The sequence below is a fragment of the Pseudoalteromonas sp. AWM4_233 genome, assembly GCF_056158285.1.
Window position 1 is genome coordinate 1 of sequence record NZ_JBSWSZ010000005.1, and the last position, 3,263, is coordinate 3,263.

Sequence of the window (3,263 nt, forward strand, 5' to 3'; positions counted from 1 at the left end):
CACGTATTGCTAAGGTTAACGACGGTTAGATTCACCTCTTACACAGCACCTATTCCCATACTATGGCATTTGGGCAAACAATAACTCAAGCCCTGCATTTCGTGAGTTACAAAGTAAACTAGTGCCTAAGTTTTCTGCGATGAGCTCTAAAATCACGCAAAACAAAGCGTTATTTGAACGTATTCAAGCGGTTTACAATAGTGATGAGTTTAAAAACTTAACGGCTGAAGAGCAGCGTATTACTTGGATGCGTTACAACGGTTTTGCACGTAACGGTGCAACACTTTCGGGTGACAAAGCAAAGCGTTATGCTGAAATTAACTTAGGTGCTGTGTAAGAGGTGAATCTAACCGTCGTTAACCTTAGCAATACGTAACTGAACGAAGTAGACGTAAAGGGACAACGATTGCTAACGTTAATCCGATTCCTGCTTTCTTACCTGCAGCACCTATGATTGATGATAGATGATTGATGATAGATGATAGATGATTGATGATTGATGATTTGTCTGTAGGACGATGAAAAACTATAAGTGTTACATCTTGAGTGTGTTTTCGAATTTTCCGCCGGATGAGCCTCCATAGCTGCATAAACGGCAAACTTCGCTTTGAGACCCTACTAACACTAGAAGTTACTTATTGGAGGTTTCCTTTTCTACCCTATAGACCCAATGACCTCATAGCTGCATAAAACGACCGCTTCGGTCTGAGACCCTATTAATACTAGAAGTTACTTATTTGATGCTTCCTTTTCTATCCTATAGAAAGTAGTCTTACCTATTTTTGCCCGTTGGCATGCTGTATCTATTGATACTCCTCGATTTTGGTAAAGATGCTTGGCATATTGGTACTTTTCAATTGTATCGGGTTTGGAGCCCTTGGGTCTACCCAGAAGCTTGTTCCGTTTTCTGGCGTTATTCAATCCCACCTTCGTCCGTTCACTTATCAGATTTCGTTCGAATTCTGCAACTGCTGCACGGATTCGGAGTAAAAATTTACCGTTAGCGGATGTAGTATCGAATTCGGGTTCGCTCAAGACTCTCTGAAATGCACGCGGCGCGTCATTGAACCTGTCGATTAGTTCCACCATATTTTTCAGGGAACGAAATACCCTATCGTTTTTATAGGTCAGGACGGTGTCGCCTTTTCGCATATACTTCAACATTTCGTTCAGGCCTTTCTATCGTCCCGAGTTCCGCTTGCGATATCAGAATAAATTTTATCACATCCTGCATTTTTCAACAAATCGATTTGTGATTTCAATTTTTGTTCTGGGGTTGATACCCTTGCATATCCGACTACCATAATTAGTTCCGTAAAAGGTTATATAACGAAACTACTAAAAAGAACGACAAATGGAACTACAATCGGATATCTTTTGTTTGGATTTTAATCGTACCGTAAAACGGCCGTTTTTTGGTGCAAAATATAAAAAGCAAAACGGTTATTCTGGTTATTAATTATAATCACAATTTCTTAGAGTTTGTATGATACCTTAAGCATTACAATCCTAGGTAGTAAAAACGTAGTTTGATCACTTATTAGAAAATCAGAAAATGAATTAGATCTTTTTAATCTATTGTTAAAAAGATTGGTTGCCTCGATTTGAAAACCCCATGGGTTGTCTTCTTTTTGATAAAATAGAGAAACACTTGAAATATCAAATTCGTTTGAAGCTTGTGTAGTTTTATTTTGGTAATCAACTCGGGAGTAATCGGCTTTGAACAAGAAATCATTAAAAAAAACATATTGCATATTAAAAAAGAATTCATTGTTACTGAAATCAGAAGACGCGTTAGCAGTGCTAAAACTGGAAGGAGAGTAGGTATAGCCGAATTCCCAATTTGGCCATTTTTTGAAAAATGTTTCTATTTTACCTGTTGAATTTAAGGTTTTCGAAATATTCTTAGATGTATCATCATTGACAATTTGAAAGAACTCATTGTAACTGACATTTGCCTTAAGAGAATATTTGATATTCTTTATTTTTTTACTGAAATTAAAGGTTCCTGAAACACTATGTTCCGGTAATTTGAACATAGTCAAAGTTCGAAATTGTTCTATTCCTTGTAGAATAGTAGTGTTTTTTATACTCTGCGTTTTTTTGTTGTAGAATAGATTTGTGTTTAAATTTCAGGCCTCGAAAAAGGTTGAACTTGTAATAACCCAAAGAGTAAGAATGAAACTTTTCCGTATTTAAATTAGGATTACCTTGGAAAACTTGATTAAAATCGGTCAAAAGAAAATTACGTATCAATTTTGAACTATTTGGATAATTTACCCTTGCGCGATACTTAAAATTAATTCTTTCACTACTATTTAATTCCGCTTCAAAACTAATTTGTGGTAGTAAAAGTTGAGTATTGTTAAGCGTTTCAATTCCGAATTGTTCATTCTCTAAACGGTAATTATGATAAAATAAGCCGCTTTTTGTCGTAAAATTACCTAATAGGAATTTGTATTCTAAACCTATAAAAATGTCACTAAAGCGGTAGTCCAGTTCATTTCCGAAACCTTCCGACGAGAGATTGTTGACAATCTCATTTGATAGCTCTTGCTTTTCAACACTAAAATAATCCTCTGCAGAAAGGTTAATACCTAAAGAAGTGTATATATGATTGAAATTGTTAAGGACCCAATAGTCTTTAAAGATAAAATCAAAATTGGTAGTTTGGGTTTCTATTTGCTGGGAAATTTTGAATGTGGTGTCTTCTTGTAAAGGAATTAGACAGTTAGAAATGGGGCATTATTTATCCAATTAGTCCTTGGACTATTTTTCATATAATTCAGCGTGGTTTCCAAACTAATGGTTTAGGCATTATTAAACTTCTTACTGTATTCAAAATTTTGCTTCAAATTCGTAGCATCTAACTCTCCATTTGTCTGAAAAGTATTGGCTTGAAATGGGTTAGTTGTAAAAATTGAACCATCGAACTGATTTTTACTTACTTTAATAAAGGAATTTGCTGAAAAGTCTACATTAGTATTAGGTTTATGATTTAAAGTTAGTTTTGCGATAACAAAGAAGTTTTCTAAAATGTTATTGTTATTTCTGTTCTCAGAAAATGGTAGGCTGTCGCTGATATATTGGTTTAAAACAATTGATTCGGTTTCTGTTTTACTCCCGTTTGCAATGACATAAGTATTGATATCTGTTTTTTCGGAGAGGGATTTTCTTAGATTGAACGCACCAAATCGGTTAGTGTTTTCTTTGAAATCTTCATTGGCCAAATATCTAGAAAAGTCATCAGTATATAAGTTAGA

The 3,263-nt window shown here is 34.8% G+C and carries 3 protein-coding genes and 2 pseudogenes; 1 reads left to right on the plus strand and 4 read right to left on the minus strand.

All coding sequences use genetic code 11. The features are described from left to right. Positions 1-49: 49 nt before the first annotated feature. A pseudogene (locus ACXAC4_RS17940) lies at positions 50-322 on the plus strand (M3 family metallopeptidase); the annotation flags it as partial. Positions 323-729: 407 nt separating this feature from the next. Here the strand turns inward: ACXAC4_RS17940 and ACXAC4_RS17945 are convergent. From ACXAC4_RS17945 to ACXAC4_RS17960, 4 genes and pseudogenes are all read right to left on the minus strand, one after another. Continuing rightward, positions 730-1,304: pseudogene (locus tag ACXAC4_RS17945) on the minus strand (recombinase family protein). A 171-nt stretch (positions 1,305-1,475) separates the two neighbouring features. Next, positions 1,476-2,039 (minus strand): hypothetical protein, encoded by a 564-nt coding sequence (locus tag ACXAC4_RS17950; protein ID WP_475164284.1) that lies wholly within the window; start codon positions 2,037-2,039, stop codon positions 1,476-1,478. Then, positions 2,017-2,739 carry an outer membrane beta-barrel protein gene (locus ACXAC4_RS17955; protein ID WP_475164291.1) on the minus strand — a complete coding sequence of 241 codons (723 nt, stop codon included), beginning with the start codon at positions 2,737-2,739 and terminating at the stop codon, positions 2,017-2,019. The genes ACXAC4_RS17950 and ACXAC4_RS17955 overlap by 23 nt, the downstream gene beginning before the upstream one ends. A gap of 71 nt (positions 2,740-2,810) precedes the next feature. Beyond that, on the minus strand, positions 2,811-3,263 hold a 453-nt coding region (locus ACXAC4_RS17960), incomplete at its 5' end, for a hypothetical protein (RefSeq protein ID WP_475164288.1).